The sequence below is a fragment of the Gimesia maris genome (assembly GCF_008298035.1).
In the GTDB taxonomy this organism is placed as follows: domain Bacteria; phylum Planctomycetota; class Planctomycetia; order Planctomycetales; family Planctomycetaceae; genus Gimesia; species Gimesia maris.
Genome location: NZ_CP042910.1, coordinates 7,718,127 through 7,735,511 on the forward strand (window position 1 = coordinate 7,718,127; position 17,385 = coordinate 7,735,511).

Sequence of the window (17,385 nt, forward strand, 5' to 3'; positions counted from 1 at the left end):
GGCGAAGTGCAACGAGTCTAATAGATATCCCGCCCGAAAACCAGCTGTCGGACGAGCACTGCTCAAACGACGTTTCTGCAAAAATTGAACTTGACCGCTTCGCGGCGCTGGCGATAAGCGTTGTTTTCTGTCGCGCGCGTGCCCAGTTTACAGTGCACTGAAACACGCGGCAGTTGTTCTTGATCTTCACTGCAAAACCGCCTGATTTTTCCAGATCTTCACTGCCTGAAACAACACCCGTTCCTGATGTATGCCTGCGGGTCGCCGCACATCGCAGAACTTCGTCCCAAAACCGCCCTGGCATCGCACCAGATCGGGCCCATATCAACACAGTTCGCCACCCCGTTTGCTTGTGAACCCTGTTGACAGCGTCGTGCCCTTCGCGAAGATCAGATGCACTTGGGATGCAATCCTTCATCCCGATCACCAGACTCTCATATTCAGAGAAAGCATTATGAAACATGACCGACTCTCCTCCCTCACCGCGCGTGCGTACTTCCAGACAGAGATCAGAACAGATCGTGCGACTGATTAAAAAAATGATTGGTCGTGGCTCCTATCTCTCGGAAATCAAAACCGCCATCGCCGACGAATTCCAGATCAGCCGTCGTTCTGTCGAACGTTACCTCACCCGTGCCCGCCGCGAAATGCTGAAAGAAGTCGAGCAGAGCCTGGAACAGCACCGCGCCGATTCCCTCTACTTCTATCGCTCCGTGATCGACAGCCCGAAAGCCACCGAACGGGACCGACTCCGCGCCCGCGAACGTATCGACCGCCTGCTGGGTCTCGACACCAAAGCGACTTCCCGCAAAAAAGCCTGGCTCCGCAAGCTCACCCCGGAAGTCATCCGCAACATGTCCAGCGAAGAACTCGAAGCAACCCGCCAGCGCGTCATCAGAGAACGCGAACAGTCACCCGACGAATATTACTGAAAGACACCCACAGAACCAGCTGAAAACCCCGCACCACTGAAGATGGAACGCGGGTTTAATCATGTGTCACTGATTAACTGTAAAACATTCGAAATCAGCCGCAGCACGTTAGCCGCGGTTCGGGCAATTCAATTACTACCACGAAAAACACGAAACCGCACGAAAATCAAAAATAAGGGGTGGTACCGAATGAAATTCGGTACGAGCGCAGCGAGCAGGAGGTCGCAGCTCACTCATTCAAAACTGATCCCGTTTCCCACCTGATCGAAATCAAACACCGGCTATCAATAAAAATACCAGATTCAAACTGGATGAAGATAGTTTCACACACAACCTCCTGTTGTCTCCGACAACCCCGGATTACATCCGCAGCCACCCCTGGTTGTGACTCCCACCGTTCAGATGTTTTCGTGTCCGTTCGTGTTTTTCGGGGTTAAAAAAGAATGCTCGAAACACATTCAATGCAATAACATATGATCAATTCAAAAAAAAAGGGTGATACCGGATGCAATCCGGTACGAGCGCAGCGAGCAGGAGGTCGCAGCTCACTCAACCGAATCTGATAAAGTATTACTACCAGATCAAAACCAGCTGATATCAATAAGAAATTTAAATTCAACAACGATGAAGCAGGTTTCGCTCACAACCTCCGGTTGTCTTCAACAACCCCTGGTTGTAACTTCTCACCGTTCAAAGCCGCGCGAAGTCTGTTCCCGGCGGTGCGGTGATTCCCAGACGAACTTTCTCATCTCGAATCTGAACCACTACGATTTCGATGTCGGGGGATACCTTGATCGTTTCGTTCATGTAGAGAATATTCTGCACCGGCAGCATTTCTCCGACTCCACTGACCACCAGTTGCACCTTATTGAACCGAATCCAGCCCACAGTGATCTGGAAATCATCGATCAGCAGGCTTTCGCCCGTCTTTCGCGAGAGCACCAGCAATTCCGATTCCTTTCGTTTTCATCCACTCGAGCGCAGACTGTTATTTCACATCCTGTTTTACCGGTTCACCCTGCTCTGGTGCTTCAACCGGTTTCCCCGTCCGCTCCTGTCCCGCGACGAAGACCTTGCCGTGATCGATTTCAATCGGCTGCCCCTCTTCCAGCATGCCATAGCTCAGGTCATTCACAGTCAGGGCTTCGTTTTGGATTTTGACCCTCACAGCACCACACTCGAAGATATAGGTGGCATCATCCCCAAACGTGGCGGAAGTACTGGACGTCATCGCACTTCCCGGCTTGACCAAGACATGATGCGATCCCATGTCCGTTTCACTTTCCGCATTTACGCTGACATTAAAGGAGCAGCCTGGCAGCATTGACACCGCGACCAGCAACATCAGCCTCAAACAGAAAATGCGACGCATGGCCACCACCTTATTTAAAACGGTCTCACTGCGAAAAAGAGCACACTTTTTTATTGTAATTCGAAGTACCAGACATCAAAGCGCAATCACTGCGATTCTCAAGAATAGAGTGACAGTTCGCGTTCGATCTGCTGAACCAGTTGCTCAGGAACTTGAGACTGATGTCGGGCCAGCTTTTCTCCAATCTTCGCCCTTTCTTCCGCCGAGGGTCGTGTGAAGACACGGTAGCTTTGCCCGGCGCTGCACCATCTCTGAATCATCGAAGCCGCTACCGCTGCTGTTTCCGGCTCGGAATGCACGACAGCTTCCAGCAGCCAGGGAAAACTCGACCATTTACCTTGAGCCGCAAGCAGCTCACAGGCATGTCGCCGCGCATGAACTGTCTCTGCTTCGAGGACGACTGCCAGCAGATCGGCACTGGGTATCTGTGTGATCCAGGGACGCAATGACCTGCCCGCCGTACGAACTACCCGCGGACTGCTGTCGCCTAGAAAAGGCATCACTTCCGGAATCGCATCACGTTGCAGCAAACGAACCACCGCGCGAATGCCCGCACAACGTCGACTGGGAAATGGATGCACTAACAGGGTGCGCAGAAATTCCAGATCGCTTGCTTCTCCCACCGCCGCCAGCCCTTCAATGGCCGGCAGTGACTCCGGGTGTTTCACAACCGCGTTTCGATAAAATCGCACCGCATGACCGGGATCAATCCGGTTCAGATAATAACAGGCCATTTCCTGGATACTGCGACTCCGATCCAGCAGAGCCGCCTCCCACGTCGTGACGGCATTCGCAGGATCTAACTCCGCCAGTTGCCGATAGGCTTCACTGCGCACCGGCAGAAACGTATCGTTCAACCTGCACTCCAGGTGCATCTGACGATCCTGTAGTGAGAGTTCCTGACACTGTTCCACAGGCAATTCTCTTAGACCACGACAGCATTGATAGCGAATGACGGGATCTTTCGAAAACATGCCATATACTAAAAGCCGTTGATTCGTGTATTTCAGATAGTAGAGAGCATAGCGTACTATGTTGCGTCCCAGTTTCGCATCGACCGTAAGAGCCACAACCTGTCGTTCTAAAAACTGATCCTGTTCTTCTTCCAGCAACCGCTTGACCAGGTCTCCAATCATAGGCCTGTGATCGTATCTGCTCCAGGTCTCCATCTGAAAGATCAGCTCCAGCAACGAAGGGCTGACACGGACAGGCCCTGCCTGCAACCGCCGCCTGACTTCCTTCTGCGCAGCTTCGGCAATCGGTTTCACCCAGTCATTCTGTCTGATCACCAGACAGGGTAGAGCTTCATTGGTGTCGATGTCTGTCAGCAGTCGTACTGCTTCCTGCCGCACATAACCATTTTTGTGAAACGAAAGCAGACTCAAAACCGCAGCGTACTCCCGTTGATCCGGACTCCCGGCGATTGCAGATACGTCGACGGGTTGAATCCGCGACCGCTTTTGAATTCGATCGCTGGCATTCCACCACAAGGACTGTTCTTCCAACGCCAGCAGATCCCTGGCGGAAATCTGCTCCAGCAGTGCAGCAACGGTCTCCCGCGCAGCGGCCCTCGCGTCCCGATCAACGCTGGTCAGAAAATGAGCCACATACGGCAGTACCGCCGGTTCGTTCAATTCCCCCAGCTTCCGCAGTAATCCAGAGACATCCCTGCACCCCAGAATCTGGCGAAACCACGACTGCCTGCGCTCACTCGCAGCGAGCTGATTCACAATTTCCCAGGCAGCCGTAGACAGTTTCATTAAAGATTCCAGCATGATTAAAATGAGACGGTATCTAGCAGGTAAACTACTGGAGAAACGATAAGCAGATCAGGTCTTTCTAAATGGACAACAGAAACGATAAATGAGTTCGTCTTTTCTCACACGTGACATGACTCCCCGATCACAACGCCATGCTAAGGAATCGGTCCCCAGATTTTGACCAGCAGCGTGAACATCGCGGGATCGTGCTGCTTCAGTTCGGCCCGAACGAAGGGGTAGAAATCGTTGACGCCAAAATACGCTTCGGTCGATTCGGCGAAATATTCTTTGTGGTTGTTCAAACCGTAATGTCGGACTTTGATTCCCGTGTGACAGAGCACACTCTCGTAGATGCCTGCCTGCTTCGCCGCATCAAAGGTCGCGACAATCTCTGCCTGGTCGAAACTCAAGACCTGATCGTGATAGGCGTGCGCCAGCTCATGCAGAACCACATACGGATGCTGCGCCCACATGTTGCGATTGAGCAACTGCCGGGCGACGGGAATATGTACGTGCTGCGCCAGGCGTGGATCGTAGCCGTGCGCCTCCAGCCAGCCGCGACTGGGATGGTACTGCATTTTATCCAGCTCCGCATGCTGCAGATCCAGCCAGATAGGAAACTTCTGCAACGCCGCCACCCGTTCCGGCGGTACAATGTATTTCACCCGCTGCAGATGATTGGCGAGTGCATCCAGCGATTTGCGCCCCAGCTCGGCATGTTCCTCAGAAAATAACTGCGGGTCCACATCCACCGTCCAGCCTTCAATCTGCTTTTCCACCGGATCGGGAAACGTTTTTTTTTCTTCCATCGAGAAAGAACTGCGCAGCGGGATCAGCGAAGTACAGAGCAGAAAACAGACAATGAGCATACGTGGCAACATGAGAGACCTCTGGGAGAACACGAACCATTCTAAAGAAACACAATCAGCGGCTGACATCATATCAAACCGGGCGACAGATCCCACTGGTATTTACCTTCAGAACAGCTAGACTGTGTCCAGTTTTACTGTAGCGTCTCCAGGGCCATTTGGACAGAGTATACTAGATTGTGAGACACTATGGTTAAATGTGATACGCTCTAGAATAAAATACAAAATCATTTCCTTTCTTCACTTCCAGGTAATGACTCATGAATACAGAATCACAATCAGCCTGGAAACGCTGCCTGCCCTGGCTGGTCCCCTTACCGCGTAAGATGTTTGATAAACCACAAACGGGGAAACAGATGCTCGTTTATTATCTCTGGCGGGTGTCCGCATTTTATGTATTCCTGCTGATTCTGTTGATGCTTGCTCAACGCTGGCTCATCTATCAACCCACGCGGGTCTCCTCTTTATCAATCGATCAGGCCAATGCTCCCTTCGGCGTGATACATGAAATTTCCACCACAACGGAAGACGGTCTCGATCTGAAAGGCTGGCATTTTCTGGCAGGCCAGGTCGCCTGTACTGACAAAGCCGCCTGCGATGCGGAACTGGACAAGGGACGTCCTGTCGTGATTCTCCTGCACGGTAACGGCGGAAACCGTCTGCACCGCATTGAAGACTGTCGCCTGCTGGCCAGTCTGAATCTGCATGTCTTCGCTTTCGACTACCGGGGTTACGCCGAAAACCCGGGCAGCCCCAGCCAGACCGGCTTGCTCAAAGACGCCCGCGCGATCTGGAAGTACGCCGTCCGCGATCGCAAAATTGATCCTTCGCACATCATTCTGTTTGGAGAATCGCTGGGCGGCGGCGTTGCCACTCTGCTGGCCAGCGAACTCTGCGAGCAGAATACACCGCCGGCAGGGCTGATTCTCCGCTCCACCTTCAGCTCCCTGGTCGATGCCGCCTCCAGTCACTTTCCCTGGATTCCCGTCAGCCTGTTATTGTGGGACCGGTACCCCAATCAGCGGCTCATCGGAAACATCACCTGTCCCATCCTGATGGTTCACGGGACGGCAGATCGCATCGTCCCGTTTGAACTGGGCGAAAAGTTATTCGCTGCCGCACCCGAAAATTCCGCGTCCGGCATTCCCAAACGCTTCCTAAAAATTGAACTCGGTACCCATAACGGCCTCTTGTACGAAGCCCGCGGAAAGATGAGAGACGCGTATCACGAGTTCACCAGCCAGCTCGCTCCACCTGACCTGGCAGCACAGTAAGCCATTCTGCAGTTACTGTTTCAACATATGCCAGTCTGACCGCGTTTGCTGCGAAAGTCGCTCGGGGTGACACCCGTCAGCTTTCGAAACGTGCGCGTGAAATAAGCCGGCGAAGAAAAACCGAGCGTACGACTGATCTGGTCGATGGTCATCGACGGGTTACCCAGCATCCGCTTGGACTGCCAGATTTTCAATTCGTTGAAATACGCCATGATCCCGCAGCCATACGTTTTGCGGAATACGGTTTTTGCCAGTGTAGGGCTCACGTGCAGTTCACGGGCCACTTCTGGAATCGTCAGGCGATCATTCACCCGATTCAACAGCAACCGCCGAATCTGTAATGCGACGTCATCTTCAGAATCCAACTCTACCGCGGGAGCCAGATGCTCCAGGACCAGCGAAAGAAAAACCAGCAGACGACTGGTCAGCTGAATCTTGCGATGCGCGTGTTCGGCAACCAGCTGGTCTGCCATCCGCCAGAACGCATGCTGCAGATCAGGATTACCCGCCGAGCTGATACGATGCACGCCGGTCACCAGTGTCTCTAATTCCCGGCACGCTTCGGCGATTCCTGATTCTTCCGGCCAGTCTCCCAGCCGCTCCAGATCGATCAGGAATGCGACCGTTGATGCGGTATGCGGGCCTTCATTCGACCAATGATGATCCACACCCGGACCGATCATACAGAAATCGCCCGCGTCCAGATGATAATCTCCGTCGGGTGTCTTCAACGTTAACGGCCCCTGCAGACTCCCATGCATGGCCATCACCGCGTGATTATGCTTCTGGGTGGTCGTACCCGCGGGAAAATGTCCCGAGGTAAATCGTGCGAATGGACCAGGGGTCTGATGGTAGTAAGCCAGATAACTCCAGCTCTGCCTGAGTGATTCCAGCCGCTGCGGACGTGCGGAAGGTAAGTAATAGGAAAGGTCCGCCTTCTCATAATCCAGGCTGGTGTCACGCTGGAGGAAAGGCTGCATTCGAGGCTTATCACTGATGGAAGTTTTAGAGTGCATACGAGAGCCCGGCTTGATTTGATCGATCTTGGGATGCGAACGCGTTTCATTACCTGGCAGGACTTGTTCCAGCCGTGTATTCCGATTTCACAGCAAGAGCAGGGGACCTGATTATAACCTACATGGAACACCCCTCAACAGGTTAATTATCACAATAAAGCTAACAAAACCATAAACGACTGTCCTCAAATAAGATAGACCAATCTTTTTTGATTGTTCAAACATGTCCGATAGTGAAATCTTTCTGTCTGATAAGACATGTTCAATGACTGATCTCAGTGTAAAGTGGAATGACTACTGAAGTTTTTCACGTTTCCTGCAGGCGTCCTGCCGCCTTGATTGTGATGTTGACTCAAAGTCAATTTCATCCCTCCTGCATGGGCCCCTGACAGGCCCGGTGTTCATCAAACCTGTTACTACACGAGTTTGCCCGTCGGCTGCTTGTAATTCTGCGCTCTACGATAACCTGAATGTTCATTTTTTAACCAGCTGATTTGGTTTATAAATTTTAGAAAAGGACGTGGTCTCGTGAAACGAAAAGCATTTACCCTGATCGAATTACTGGTGGTGATTGCCATCATAGCCATCCTCATTGCCTTACTACTGCCGGCAGTCCAACAGGCGCGTGAAGCTGCCCGTCGCAGTGCCTGCAAAAACAATCTGAAACAAGTTGGACTGGCGTTTCATAATTACCATGACGCTTTCCGTACGTTTCCCATCGGTGCCCAGGTCCCCATTTATCAGGCCAACTGGCGCGTATCGATTCTGCCTTACATGGATCAGGCCAACCTCTACAACAGCCTGACACAGACTCCGGCGAACGGACGTGGCTACAACACTTACAACGGCTGGACCGGTGATGGTGGATACGGAACCGGCGCCGGCTCGAATGAAGCCTTGAATAACGCACTGGTCACTCCCTTTAAATGTCCCTCCAGTGTTACAGATCCGTTTTTTGCCGGAACCGCCAACGGTATTTCTCCCGGTCAGTCTAATGGAGACCTGGGTATGACGATGGACTACGTAGGCATCGCAGGCGCTTACACGGCAGCCGCACCCTTCAACACCAATGCCGTCGACAACACGTATTATGGTGTGATGGCACAAAACGGAATGCTGCAGATCGGCAAATCGGTTCTGATGCGTGACTGTACCGACGGAACTTCCAACACCATCATGGTCGGTGAAGATTCCGGCCTGATCGCCAATGTCGACTACCGTAAAAATCTTTCAGGCGGCTGGTCGGGGCATCGCGGTGTCTCCACCAGTGGCGGATCGGGCTATGGCGGAGGAGGTGTTGTCACCATTCGATATTCACCCAATCCCAAAACCAAACCCGCATACACGGGCGCAGGATTCAACAACGGTCCGCTCACATCATTCCACGTCGGGGGCGTACATGCACTGCTGGCTGATGGAGCCGTCCGCTTCCTCTCGGATAATATCGACTTCAACACCCTGCTGGCGCTGGGCGCCATTCAGGACGGAAAAGTACTCGGCGAATTTTAATTCCCGATGAATTTACGAATGGAAACACACAGCCGGTCAACTGCTGGCTGTGTGTACTCCAGAACCTGACGCTCATATTCAATGTGATGTCTGATCACAAAAAACCGGGAGACTTCCGCATGCTGACTTTAATACCTGCTTCCTTCAGAACTTTTCTCCAACTCCGTAACAGTGCCCTCTGCTGTCTCGCGGTGCTGACAGTAACACTGTTGACCGGCTGTGGTGGCACAACGGTGGCCTCCAAACCAATGGGAACCGTCAGCGGAACCGTCACCCTCAAAGGTCAGCCACTGAGCAATTGCCGCGTGAATTTTATTTCCGAGCAACTGGGCGCCAGTGCCGGCGGCGATCTGACGGAAGAGGGCTCTTTCACTCTGGACGGACCGATTCCCGCGGGTTCCTACAGTGTATTTATCTCTATGCCCAGTGAATTCACTCCCGCCCAGGCACAGAGCAATAAAGGACTGTCACAGGTTCCGAAAAAATATCTTGGTTCTTCCACAACCGATCTCAAAGCAGATGTTTCTGAAGGTGAAAGCAGCCACGACTTCGATTTGAAATAACCAACTCCCGCAGCCTGGAGATCAGAGATTTCTCTTTCTCCCCAATATTCTCAAAGAACGGGTCCCGCTCAGTGAACGCTCCAGTTAAACTGGAGAGAACTGGAGTCGCTTTTCCCGTCTCTGACTGATCTGATTTAGATTGACTACTACCCGTTTCAGAAAACAGGACACCATGCACCGCATTCACAAAATCGCTCGCCCCCTTGTATCCCGCTCGTTCAACAGACTGACCGTTACACTGCTGCTGTTGACTCTGACCAGCCTGCTCACCCCGGCACTCGCAGCTGCCGGCGATTTGATGGCGGGCGCCGCCAAGGTGGACATCACCAATCGCAATGTGCCCGTCAATGATCCCCTGTATGTGAAAGCACTGGTCATCAAGGACGGCGACAATACTGCTGCCATCGTAACCGTTGATGCTGTCGCGATTGGCGAGATCGGTTCCATCACCAACGAATACCTGGGCAACGTACGGACCCAGATCGAACGCGATCTGAAAATCAAACCCAAAAACATCATGATCAACGCCAGTCACTGTCACGGCATCGTCTGTGCCGACGTTGAAGAACGCACCATCCAAGCCATCAAGGACGCTGCGAAAAACCTGGTTCCCGTCAACGTCGGTGTCGGCACCGGTCACGAAGACCGCGTGATGGAAAACCGGCGGCTGTTCCTCAAAAACGGTAAAGAAGCCGACGTCCGCCACGCGTACTCACTCCCCCCCGATGAAGAAGTCGCGAAAATCGGTCCCATCGATCCCGAGATCGGCATTCTGAAACTCGAAAAGAAAAATGGCGACACACTCGCCGTCGTGTACAACTTCGCCGTGCATCCGATTCAAGGCGTTCCCAGCAAAGGCAACACCGCCGACATGAGTGGCTTCGCTTCACAGGTGATCGAAGACAACCTCAGTGATGGCACGATCGCTTTGTTCGTGCAGGGTTGTGGCGGCGATATCAACCCCGCGCAATACAAAGACGTCGACAATCCCCGCGACGCCGAAACCCTGGGCAACCAGTTGGGGCTCAGCGCGCTCAAAGCAATCCGCAAGATCAAATGCACCGACAACAGTGACCTGACCGTCTTGAATGAAACATTGACGCTTCCCCGATCCAACAATGCCACGCGGATTGAGTCACTCAAAAAAGAACAGGAACAGCTGCTGAATTCACTGCAGGGAACCAGCTTGAATCTCAAAACGTTTCTGCCTCTGATCGTCAAATACAAACTCTACGACGAACACCCTTCGTACTATTCACACCGTTATCTGCTGGAAAAGAAACTGGGCCGCGACGGTCTGGCCAAGCTCGACGCAGAGAACCGCGCGAACATGGAACGCTACATCAACAACGTCTACAAGATGGAAAAGATGACCCGCAACAAAGCCAACCTGGCGCTGCTTAATAAACATCAGTCCCGTAACCAGGCCGCCGGCAAAACCCTCGATGCGGAAATCTTCGCCATCAAAGTCGGCGACTTCCGCATGATCACCTTCCCCGCGGAGCTGACCGTCAACATCGGTCTGAACATCAAGAAAAAGTCCCCGTTCGAAAACACGTTCGTCGCCGGCTACACCAACGGCTACAACTATTATGCCCCGACTGCCGAGCAACTGAAAAACGTCGGCGGTGCCCAGGAAGACAGCGACTGCATGCTGGCCCCCGAATGGCAGGCTCTCTTTGAAGCCAAAGCCCAGGAAATGATCAAACAGTTGAAGTGACTGGTTGCCGCTTTCGAAATTCCCTTCGCAGGGGTCGCCCGATGTGGCGACCCGCAGAGTGGAGGCGTTTGCTGGTTGCCCTATGAAGTTTTATCGGGTCCCTTTCGCTCTAAATAACAAACGAACCTCAACAGACGGGTGGGCACATGGGCCCCGCGCCTACTGTTAGATGTTTCGAGAGTATTGTACCTTGTTATGCCAGCACCGTCGGTCAAGCCGAGCGGTGGCACACGGACGGCTGATAACATTTGGGAGTCACACCAAATACAGGAAATGGTACCGTGTGCCACGGTCCGGCTCGTCCGGCCGTGCCGAGCAAGTATTGGAAGCCTGTTTCTGAACAGAACGCGGTAGCCGCAACCTCCCGCTCGCTGCGCTCGGCCCGAATTTTATTCGGGCCTACCCATTTTTTTCTTTCGCGTGGTTTCGTGTTTTTCGTGGTAGAAAAATCGTGATGGATTTTTATTGCCCTTTCTCAAAATAATTAGACAAAGATTCAGATACCTGATTTCTACCAGTCAGATCAGACAGACGTAAATTTACATTGATGCGGAGTGCCGAAGCGTGCCAGTTCCAGACAGAATTCTTATTGTTTTGACATTCTGGTCTCTGGCTTTCATGCCGTCTCTGATTCTGTCTGCGCGCGAACAGCATTCAGAAGTCCCCGAAAAACCACCACTGTCAGAAAGCGAATTTCGCACTCAATATGCGCACGCGATGAAAAAATTCAAAGACGCGTACCGGAACATCGAATGCCGGGCTGAATGCCAGTCCCTGTTTGATGACCCGAACGATCCTTCCACTAAAAAACGATATGACTTTTCGGCACATGTGCTTGCGAAGGGAAAATCGATTGTAGCCGAACAGAATTACGCGGCAGAGACTCCCCTTGGGGGAATTTATTCCAATGAGATTGTCTGCGCCACGCCAGACTATGCGTTCGAGCTTGATAAAACCAGACCAGGCAATCCCTACCTGTTAACTTCGGTTACCCACATCTCAACCGAACATCTCAGAACGCGATTGAGAATCATCATGGGTCATTACAAGGATACGTATCTGTATGCCGCAGGTTCCCTGGACGGTTGCTTATTTGAAGAGATAATTCAGAAGCCATCTTTTAGTGTCACAAAGCTTGAACGAGTTCCCCCACAAAAGGAAGAGGCAGAGCAGTTGGTCGCGCTGGACTTTAAGGTGACTGAAGATCCCTGGGCCATTTCCAGCGGTCATATCGTGTTTGCCCCTGACAGGAACTGGGCCGTGCTGGAATTTCAGTACCGCTGTGATTATTCGGACACCGATTATTCAACTTACACAGGCAGGAATACTTATGCTTCTACACAGAAACACGAGATCCCTGTACCTGAAAAATGCGAACACGAACAGACTCATTATCATGCAGACATGTTACCGATCAGCGAAACGTTTTCTGCAAAACTAAGCAGCATTTCATTTGGCACCGTGGATGATTCTGTTTTTCTGTTATCAAACTACGGCTTACCCGACACCCCACTCACGGCTCCACGCCCTGCGACGAACAATTTGATGCAGTGGTTCCTGATCGGCAATGCGATTCTGCTGGCACTGATTGTCTTGTGGGTTGGATTGCAGCGTTTTCGTTCCCGTTCGAAACAGTGAGGGGAAACCTGCAGATGCCATTTAGTATCGCGTTTTCAGCACTCATGTTTTTTTTGATCGCAGTTCTGCCTGTGATAAACGTGCCCGGTACGGCTTCAGGCCAGACCAATAACACCGCGATGCCCACAGACCGCTTTCTTTCAGAATACAAGGCCGCGATTACCAGACAGAAACAGAGTGTTCAGAATGTCCAATGCCATGCAGAATGCCACTACGAATATCACAACTACATCAACGGTGTCTCAAAAGACTACTTTTTAACTTCCCACTTGATGGTCAAAGAAGACTCGAATGTCATCATCGAACAGTATGCAACCAATACACCTTACGAAGGCACTGAGCGGGATCTCGTGTTATGTACGACGCCTCAATATGCATTCTCACTCAGTAGAGTAGAATCAGACAAGCCATATCTTTTAAAGCTCATTTCGCACGATTCCACTCAAATCGAAGGAATGCAGCCGACAGACAAATTGGATATGTTTCTGGCAGGTGGCAATTTACTCTTCTTTAATCCATTCCGACTCCCGCTTGATACGCCCCGTTTCAAGATTGTGCAGCTGGAACAATTTTTACCGGTAGAAAAGGGCAGTTCTGAGTTGATCGCACTCGATTTTATTCTGAACGATGACGCCGCTCTGTTTAAAGAAGGTCATATTCTGTTCGCACCAGATCTGAACTGGGCAGTACTGGAATATGAATACCGCACCAATCCCGCAGACTCTGATCACACCCTCTATACCGGCAGGAACACATTCACTCCACTGCAAAACAATGGCATCCCCATGCTCATCACAGGCGAACATAGTGTCGTGCATACTATTAAGAATCAAAAACAAAGCGACTGGAACTATTCTGTCCGGCTGACAGATTTTTCATTTGGCACCGTGGATGATTCCGTATTCCGTTTATCAAACTACGGCTTACCCGACACCCCACTCACGGCTCCACGCCCTGCGACGAACAATTTGATGCAGTGGTTCCTGATCGGTAACGGCATTCTGCTGGCGCTGATCGTCTTGTGGGTTGGATTGCAGCGTTTTCGTTCCCGTAGATTCCTGGAGGGTCAGTCTGCAGATGTCCGTTAACAAAGTAAATTCTACCCTCATGCTTTACACATTGGTGGGATTGACCGTGGCGATCTTTTCAAAGACGGCCTTGGCTCAAACCAACGGCAATGCGAAAAATCGGAGCATCATATCAGAAAGCGAATTCCGAAACCAATACGCAAGTGCTGTGAAAAAGTTCAAAAGCGGCTACCAAAACGTCGAGTGCCATTTTGACTGTTTCTACAATGAATATAAGTTTCAGGCACACCTACTTGCTAAGGATGACTCGGTAGTCGGCATCATGAATTACGCGAAAGCAACTCCTTTGCAGGGACAATACTGCAGCAAATTTTTTTGTATTACACCGAACTATGTATTCAACCTCGATAAAACAAATTCGGGTGCGCCGTACCTGCTGAGCAGTATCAGCCACGATAAGAAACAGATCGTTCGTGCTCGAGCTGTCACGTCGAGAGATCTGGATATTTACCTGTTTGCAGCCAGTTCCATGTTCGAGGTTTCTGTGGAAACGATGCTCGAAATGCCATCGTTCAAAATCGAGAAAATCGAACGACATGCACCCACTGAAGACGAAGCAGAAGAGGTCGTCTCGCTTGATTTTACAATGAACGACGACACATGGATTCTGACAAAAGGTCATCTCGTATTCGCGCCCTACTTGAATTGGGCTGTACTTGAATACAACTGCCGCTGCAATTTCACAAACAATAATTTCGTGATTTACTCTGGCATCAACAACTTCACGCCATTACAAAAGAATGGTGTTCCGATTCTCAAATACGCGGAACATAAGGAGATTCATTACGAAGATGAAAAGATACTTTCCCCCGCTTCGAAATATTCAGTTAAGCTCCTAAACTTTTCATTCGGTACCGTGGACGACTCTGATTTTCTGTTATCAAACTACGGCTTACCCGACACCCCACTCACGGCTCCACGCCCCGCGACAAATAATTTGATGCAGTGGTTCCTGATCGGTAACGGCATTCTGCTGGCGCTGATCGTCCTTTACGTTATCATTCAACGCTTCCGCACTGCTCATACTCAGGAGAACCTGTCATGAAGCGGCTCTCTTTCAGACTGAAATCATTCCTGGCAGCTTACTTTACTGTGGTCCTGATAATTGGGGTAATTTTTTATGGCACCTCCCTGTTCGGGGCCCCGCAGATTGTGGCACCGCTCTGTGAATTCAAAGAGATCCCAGCCGGCGAGACAGCACGACAGAAGATCTCTGTCCAGAACACGACCAGTCAACCACTCCAGCTGATCGGTGCGATGGTTCCCTGCACGCTTTGTGGCTGCGCCTCTACGGAAGGGCTGCCTGTGACAATCCCGCCCGGTCAGAGTGAAAGCTTCTTCGTATTATTCAAAGCAACAACAGCAGGCCAATTCAAAACAGAAATCGAACTGTATACCGACAACCCCGAACAGACCATCGTTCGACTACATGTCCGCGGGACAGTGAAACAGGACGCAAAAGACCAACCAGTGAAGTGATGTGGTTCCGACTTTCGAAATTCACTTCGTAGGGGTCGACCCATGTGTCGACCCGCAGGGTGAACAGTGTTTGCTGTTTACACCACGAAGTTTTTTCCTGGTCCCGTTCACTGCGAATAACAAATGAACCTCAACAGGCGGGCGGACACATGGGTCCCGCCCTTAACGTTTGGTGTCTCACGAGTGTAGTACCTGGTTATGCCAGCACCGTCGGTCAAGCCGAGCGGTGGCACACGGACGGCTGATACAATCGGGAGTCACAACAAATACAGGGAACCTTTCCGTGTGCCACGGTCCGGCTCGTCCGGCCGTGCCCGGGCAAGTATTGGAAGCCTGTCTCTGAATACAACACGATAGCCGCAACCTCCCGCTCGCTGCGCTCGACCCGAAATATATTCGGGTCCACCCATTTGTTACTTTCGTGTGGTTTCGTGTTTTTTCGTGGTAGAAAAAACCATCACGACGAAGCCTACTTCTTCTTAATTGTCAACCACAGGTAAGGCAGTTCGAGATCCGCTTTGGGACGGGCGGTTTTGCGTTTGGGGCTGATGCCTTTGATGACAGCGGTCGGCGCGTGGACCTGCGTCTTGTCTTTCAGGCTCACGCCTTTGATTTCCAGCGGGCCTTGAAATACCACGTCCGCCTTGGCTTCCAGCTTCAGCTTGACCGATTTCTCGGTCTTCTCTTTCAGCTTGGAAACCACAGGCTCACACGTCACCCCTGCGGGTAACCCAGCCACGCTAATTTCAATGTCATCGTTGAACCGCGGACTCTGGCGATCAACTTTGACTTCGATTTCCAGCGGCTTGTCGCCGGCGGTCAGCGTGTATTGCTCTTCGGTGGTCTGCAACGAGAAGTCGGCTTCGGTAGGCTGGATCGACAACAGGTACACATAACGAAAGCCGCCATATTGAAATCGATCGGTCACTTCCAGGCGATATTCTCCGTCCGCAGGAATCCCATAATCGAGTTGGGCGTCATAATAATTCCGGCGGGCATCATCCACTTCTTTCAGCAGTTTGCCTTTCGCATCAAACAGCTTGATGTAAGCATCCAGGGGATAACCCAGCATATATGTGTCGACTTTGAACGTCAGCTTGTCCCCTTTTTTCGCTGCGAAACGGTAGGAATCGATCTCTTTCCGCTCAGCGATTTTGCCGGTAACCGTCGCCGGTAACGTCAACAGTTGGCCCTTCTCAGCCTGACTCTCTTTGGTTTCAAGAATAACCGGAGTCTTACTCAACGGGATCGTCAACAAGTTTCCCAGTTGCGGGTGGCTGAGCAGCGCCTGCGTTTTCGAGTCAGTCATCGCGGGTAACAGCGTTTTTAAATCATCAGGCAGATTCCAGCCTTCCAATGCCACCGGTGCCGCGGCAGCAGGATGCCAGGCGAGTGGCAGACTATGGTCGACGAACGGTCCTGTCGTCAGCGTCAAACGGTAAATGTAAGAAGCAGCGCCCGCAAAACGAATCGTGCTGTTGGGATCCGCAGGAAATGCGAACGTGCGCACGTAATAGGTTCCGTCTTCCGGCGCGGTAAAGACAATCCGCGGATCAAACCAGAGGGTATCTTCCATCTGCTCCAGCACGGTGCCTCGATGATTGAGAATCTGCAGCAGGCCATCCATGGGTGAACCCAGCTGTTCGTTCGCAGTCTGCGATGCAATCAGGGTCTGACCCCTTTTTAATTTTACCTGGTAGATGTCAACATCACCACTTTTGGCCAGCACGCCATTGATGGTCACGCCTGGCAGTTCGCATTTGTGGGCATGTTCCAGGTCGTCATTGGGCTCCGTTTCGGCCTGTTCGGGAAGAGTACCCACCAGGAACGGTCGGATTTCAGAAGCCCCTTCCGCATTGTGAAAACGCAGCCAGTACAAACCGGGCTTGGCAGCGGCATCGATCTGGACGGTGAATTGTTTTTCCTTACCATTAGCGGGTTTCTCCGGGATCGTAATCGTCAACCCGGGAGCCGAAGTCCAGACGGAAACCGGTGCAGTGCCCAGTGTTTTATTAACGCTGACTTCGACCTTCTGTCCCACCTGACCGCCTGCGGGGTTCAGATAATTCACGCTGGGAGGCGCGGCCTTCACTTCTGAAAACAGACCATGAACCAATGCCATCGAAACAACAGCGGGCAGAATCCGAGCGGTAGACAACATCGGT

Annotated in this window: 15 protein-coding genes; 9 read left to right on the plus strand and 6 right to left on the minus strand. The window is 51.7% G+C overall.

Annotated features, from left to right (window positions below; translation table 11 throughout):
- Window positions 1-461: 461 nt before the first annotated feature.
- Window positions 462-932, plus strand: a complete 471-nt coding sequence (locus tag GmarT_RS28865; RefSeq protein ID WP_002645031.1) for a hypothetical protein — start codon at window positions 462-464, stop codon at window positions 930-932.
- Between the two features lie 690 nt (window positions 933-1,622).
- Here the strand turns inward: GmarT_RS28865 and GmarT_RS28870 are convergent.
- The 4 genes from GmarT_RS28870 to GmarT_RS28885 all read right to left on the minus strand — a co-directional run bounded on the left by GmarT_RS28870 (window position 1,623) and on the right by GmarT_RS28885 (window position 4,945).
- The gene (locus GmarT_RS28870) at window positions 1,623-1,874 is read right to left on the minus strand and encodes a carbon storage regulator (RefSeq protein WP_230682583.1); all 252 of its coding nucleotides are present in this window, start codon (window positions 1,872-1,874) and stop codon (window positions 1,623-1,625) included.
- Between the two features lie 46 nt (window positions 1,875-1,920).
- The gene (locus GmarT_RS28875) at window positions 1,921-2,304 is read right to left on the minus strand and encodes a hypothetical protein (RefSeq protein ID WP_002645028.1); all 384 of its coding nucleotides are present in this window, start codon (window positions 2,302-2,304) and stop codon (window positions 1,921-1,923) included.
- A gap of 98 nt (window positions 2,305-2,402) precedes the next feature.
- The gene (locus GmarT_RS28880; RefSeq protein ID WP_002645027.1) at window positions 2,403-4,064 is read right to left on the minus strand and encodes a HEAT repeat domain-containing protein; all 1,662 of its coding nucleotides are present in this window, start codon (window positions 4,062-4,064) and stop codon (window positions 2,403-2,405) included.
- Between the two features lie 155 nt (window positions 4,065-4,219).
- Window positions 4,220-4,945, minus strand: coding sequence for a metallopeptidase (locus tag GmarT_RS28885; RefSeq protein ID WP_198139398.1), 726 nt, complete (start codon window positions 4,943-4,945; stop codon window positions 4,220-4,222).
- 248 nt (window positions 4,946-5,193) lie between these two features.
- Between GmarT_RS28885 and GmarT_RS28890 the strand changes: the two genes are divergently transcribed.
- The gene (locus GmarT_RS28890; protein ID WP_002645025.1) at window positions 5,194-6,207 is read left to right on the plus strand and encodes an alpha/beta hydrolase; all 1,014 of its coding nucleotides are present in this window, start codon (window positions 5,194-5,196) and stop codon (window positions 6,205-6,207) included.
- A 20-nt stretch (window positions 6,208-6,227) separates the two neighbouring features.
- Here the strand turns inward: GmarT_RS28890 and GmarT_RS28895 are convergent, their stop codons facing one another.
- Window positions 6,228-7,187 carry an AraC family transcriptional regulator gene (locus tag GmarT_RS28895; RefSeq protein ID WP_044236829.1) on the minus strand — a complete coding sequence of 320 codons (960 nt, stop codon included), beginning with the start codon at window positions 7,185-7,187 and terminating at the stop codon, window positions 6,228-6,230.
- 564 nt (window positions 7,188-7,751) lie between these two features.
- Here GmarT_RS28895 and GmarT_RS28900 point away from each other — a divergent pair.
- The 7 genes from GmarT_RS28900 to GmarT_RS28930 all read left to right on the plus strand — a co-directional run bounded on the left by GmarT_RS28900 (window position 7,752) and on the right by GmarT_RS28930 (window position 15,220).
- Window positions 7,752-8,732 (plus strand): DUF1559 domain-containing protein, encoded by a 981-nt coding sequence (locus tag GmarT_RS28900; protein ID WP_002645023.1) that lies wholly within the window; start codon window positions 7,752-7,754, stop codon window positions 8,730-8,732.
- A 119-nt stretch (window positions 8,733-8,851) separates the two neighbouring features.
- A complete protein-coding gene (locus GmarT_RS28905; protein ID WP_149303549.1) occupies window positions 8,852-9,295 on the plus strand; it encodes a carboxypeptidase-like regulatory domain-containing protein in 444 nt (147 codons plus the stop codon).
- Between the two features lie 172 nt (window positions 9,296-9,467).
- Window positions 9,468-11,015, plus strand: coding sequence for a hypothetical protein (locus GmarT_RS28910; RefSeq protein WP_002645021.1), 1,548 nt, complete (start codon window positions 9,468-9,470; stop codon window positions 11,013-11,015).
- 594 nt (window positions 11,016-11,609) lie between these two features.
- On the plus strand, window positions 11,610-12,653 hold the full coding sequence (locus GmarT_RS28915) for a hypothetical protein (protein WP_002645020.1): 1,044 nt from the start codon (window positions 11,610-11,612) through the stop codon (window positions 12,651-12,653).
- Window positions 12,654-12,667: 14 nt separating this feature from the next.
- Window positions 12,668-13,741, plus strand: a complete 1,074-nt coding sequence (locus GmarT_RS28920; protein WP_002645019.1) for a hypothetical protein — start codon at window positions 12,668-12,670, stop codon at window positions 13,739-13,741.
- A complete protein-coding gene (locus GmarT_RS28925) occupies window positions 13,731-14,786 on the plus strand; it encodes a hypothetical protein (protein ID WP_044236824.1) in 1,056 nt (351 codons plus the stop codon). The genes GmarT_RS28920 and GmarT_RS28925 overlap by 11 nt, the downstream gene beginning before the upstream one ends.
- Entirely contained in the window at window positions 14,783-15,220 is a 438-nt protein-coding gene (locus GmarT_RS28930; RefSeq protein ID WP_002645017.1) for a DUF1573 domain-containing protein, read from the plus strand. The genes GmarT_RS28925 and GmarT_RS28930 overlap by 4 nt, the downstream gene beginning before the upstream one ends.
- A 469-nt stretch (window positions 15,221-15,689) precedes the next feature.
- Here the strand turns inward: GmarT_RS28930 and GmarT_RS28935 are convergent, their stop codons facing one another.
- Window positions 15,690-17,381 (minus strand): pre-peptidase C-terminal domain-containing protein, encoded by a 1,692-nt coding sequence (locus GmarT_RS28935; RefSeq protein ID WP_002645016.1) that lies wholly within the window; start codon window positions 17,379-17,381, stop codon window positions 15,690-15,692.
- Window positions 17,382-17,385: the final 4 nt, after the last annotated feature.

Bases quoted from the DNA above. Each gene is read 5' to 3' on its own strand.
- GmarT_RS28875 (WP_002645028.1), bottom strand. From the start codon at position 2,304: ATGCGTCGCATTTTCTGTTTGAGGCTGATGTTGCTGGTCGCGGTGTCA.
- GmarT_RS28905 (WP_149303549.1), top strand. From the start codon at position 8,852: ATGCTGACTTTAATACCTGCTTCCTTCAGAACTTTTCTCCAACTCCGT.
- GmarT_RS28880 (WP_002645027.1), bottom strand. From the start codon at position 4,064: ATGAAACTGTCTACGGCTGCCTGGGAAATTGTGAATCAGCTCGCTGCG.
- GmarT_RS28935 (WP_002645016.1), bottom strand. From the start codon at position 17,381: ATGTTGTCTACCGCTCGGATTCTGCCCGCTGTTGTTTCGATGGCATTG.
- GmarT_RS28865 (WP_002645031.1), top strand. From the start codon at position 462: ATGACCGACTCTCCTCCCTCACCGCGCGTGCGTACTTCCAGACAGAGA.
- GmarT_RS28885 (WP_198139398.1), bottom strand. From the start codon at position 4,945: ATGTTGCCACGTATGCTCATTGTCTGTTTTCTGCTCTGTACTTCGCTG.
- GmarT_RS28920 (WP_002645019.1), top strand. From the start codon at position 12,668: ATGCCATTTAGTATCGCGTTTTCAGCACTCATGTTTTTTTTGATCGCA.
- GmarT_RS28925 (WP_044236824.1), top strand. From the start codon at position 13,731: ATGTCCGTTAACAAAGTAAATTCTACCCTCATGCTTTACACATTGGTG.
- GmarT_RS28890 (WP_002645025.1), top strand. From the start codon at position 5,194: ATGAATACAGAATCACAATCAGCCTGGAAACGCTGCCTGCCCTGGCTG.
- GmarT_RS28895 (WP_044236829.1), bottom strand. From the start codon at position 7,187: ATGCAGCCTTTCCTCCAGCGTGACACCAGCCTGGATTATGAGAAGGCG.
- GmarT_RS28930 (WP_002645017.1), top strand. From the start codon at position 14,783: ATGAAGCGGCTCTCTTTCAGACTGAAATCATTCCTGGCAGCTTACTTT.
- GmarT_RS28910 (WP_002645021.1), top strand. From the start codon at position 9,468: ATGCACCGCATTCACAAAATCGCTCGCCCCCTTGTATCCCGCTCGTTC.